Source organism: Roseimarinus sediminis (assembly GCF_050433125.1).
GTDB lineage: Bacteria > Bacteroidota > Bacteroidia > Bacteroidales > Prolixibacteraceae > Roseimarinus > Roseimarinus sediminis.
In genome coordinates this window covers 1-2,392 of sequence record NZ_JBNPXV010000038.1, presented here as the reverse complement: position 1 = coordinate 2,392, position 2,392 = coordinate 1, and the positions used below count along the sequence as shown (strand labels likewise).

Genomic DNA, 2,392 nt, shown 5'->3' with positions numbered 1-2,392 from the left:
TTAATATCATAGATTCTCTAAAACATTCCACCCCCCATTTGCTTCCCCCCTGCCATTCACACATCAAATAGCACCATTCACTCAATAAAACAGTCATTCACTCAAAATATTTTTTTCTATGTTAAATGTTTGCTTACTTAGTAAGGGCGAAGCATCTTTTGTGCGATGATGAAAATCAATTAAGTCGAAGCTTATGAAGGCGGTAAATCATAACTATATTACATCAAATTAGAGGAATATATTCACTTTTAATGCAAAGAGATAAGGGGAATATATTCACAAGTGAACTTACAACAACGTTAGCGAAAATACTACAGCATACACAGAAATAAACATTACAGCATATGGATAACTATTTAATTGGAATAATATCATCAATTTCAGCAACAATTTTAAATTGGGTTGCGATAAAAACATATGAGGCAATTACCGGTGTTAGACGAAATTATTTTTGGAAACGAAAACATCTTCCGTTAACTAAAATGACTCCTCACTATGATTTTGATTCGTTACGTAAACGACTGAGATTATTAGTTATAGATGATGAGGATGTTTTTCCAATCACCTTATTTCAAGAGGCGGGGTACAATATTGAGAGGTGGGAAAAGGTTAAAAATTATCGTTCTCTTGAAAATGGTGATTATGATATTATAATATTGGATATTTTAAATGTAGCTGAAGATTTATCAGAAGAAGATGGATTCGGAGTACTAGAAAGTATAAAAAAGCATAATCCTGCCCAAATAGTAATAGCTTATTCTGCTCATAGTTTTGATTTTTCTAAACAAAGATTTTGGGAACTTGCAGATGCTAAAATATCAAAACCTTCTATGTTCTTAAAAATTAAAGAAATTGTTGATAATACTATTACTGAATGTTTTACCCTTGAAAGATATGTTGATGTTTTGCACAAATTATTAAGAGATTTCAAACTCAATGAAAAGAGCATAGCAAAAGTAGATGCGGAAATTATAAAGGGAATGAAGAAAAAAAGAGAACCTGATTGGAAGAAAATCATGAATATTGTTGACGATAGAAATTTATATAATGTGACAAAATCAATTAGTTTAACAATTACAAATAATTTCCCTGTGAATGGATAAAGAGATATTTGAAAAGTTAGTCAACTACCCATTTGTGTATAAAGGTGATTTTTTTGATTCCGAAAAACTTCCTCAACATAAGAATTGTATTAAAAAGTGTAAGGATAAAGATTGCCTTTCTTTGCTAAAAATGGATTTAGATGAAACTTATTATAGATGTAAAATGGGATTCGATAATTTTCGGATAGTTTTAAATGATAATAAGTTTTTATTAAATGGACTAATTTATAGAGATAATAAAGTAATCGCTAAAGGACGTAGGGATGCCAGAAGAGAATATTTAGTGTCTAAAACTGATATTGATACTCATTTCGAATTCCTAAAAAAACTTAATGAAGTTATTTGTAAAAAGATATTTGAAAATATAGAGGAAAATATTTCAGTTTTACATGATGTAAAGACCTCTGTAGGTATTGTAACTTCTTGTGCTGAAGGGTTGATAAATTCTAATGTTGGAAATGATTTTCATGAAAAACTAAATAATTCACCTCAGTTAGCAAGAGATTTATATGATGCCATTGATTTGGTTAACTCTCAGCTTGCGATGATTGATATTCTTGTTAATACACAAAGTATTACACAGGGCAATAAGTATGATATAAATATATATCAGCTGTTTCATAGAGTAGCTAAATTATTTAGGCATAGAGCTGAGAAAAAGTCAATTACTATACAGTGGAGAGATAATGGTCATGTACCCGCTGTTAAATGTTATGATTCTATTGGATTTGTTCCAATTATTTTGCTTGATAATGCAATTAAATACTCAGAACCAAATACAAATATTATGACATTCTTCACGATTGGTATTGATAAAATAACTGTTGTAGTTTCTTCTTATGGCCCAATTGTAAAAAAGGAATTTCGTGAATTGATTTTCGAAAAATATGAAAGAGGTGAAAACGCACAAAAATATTGCAAGGATGGCATTGGTGTAGGATTATGGATTTGTAAAAAGATACTTGAATATCATGAGTCAAATATTTATTACCATTATGAACATTTTGAGAAAGGTATGGGGTATAATAAATTTGAATTTGAAATATATTTGGAATAATAGACCGTACATTTCGCTAACAAGCGGTCATAAAACATTGGGGGTGCAGTGGTTATTCAAGCTTTGGTTCTCGCATCAAAGTTTATTGTACCTTGATAGTGAAGTAGCTCCGAAAACCCCAACGTTTCATACCGCCATCCGTCAGACTGTCTAAAAACCCTTGATAACTATGTTGATAAATAGAATGGAATACATTCTTTAATGAGCTTCATATTTTGTATCTTAATACCAT

2 protein-coding genes are annotated in these 2,392 nt (G+C 30.2%); both read left to right on the top strand.

Translation table 11 applies throughout. From position 1 onward, the window contains the following. Window positions 1–344 precede the first annotated feature (344 nt). The gene (locus FHS86_RS19070) at window positions 345–1,103 is read left to right on the top strand and encodes a hypothetical protein (protein ID WP_429417644.1); all 759 of its coding nucleotides are present in this window, start codon (window positions 345–347) and stop codon (window positions 1,101–1,103) included. Then, window positions 1,096–2,160: a sensor histidine kinase gene (locus FHS86_RS19065; protein WP_429417641.1), complete on the top strand. Its 1,065-nt coding sequence runs from the start codon at window positions 1,096–1,098 to the stop codon at window positions 2,158–2,160. Before FHS86_RS19070 ends, FHS86_RS19065 begins: the two co-directional genes overlap by 8 nt. The last annotated feature ends 232 nt before the right edge of the window (window positions 2,161–2,392 follow it).

Bases quoted from the DNA above. Each gene is read 5' to 3' on its own strand.
- FHS86_RS19070 (WP_429417644.1), top strand. From the start codon at position 345: ATGGATAACTATTTAATTGGAATAATATCATCAATTTCAGCAACAATT.
- FHS86_RS19065 (WP_429417641.1), top strand. From the start codon at position 1,096: ATGGATAAAGAGATATTTGAAAAGTTAGTCAACTACCCATTTGTGTAT.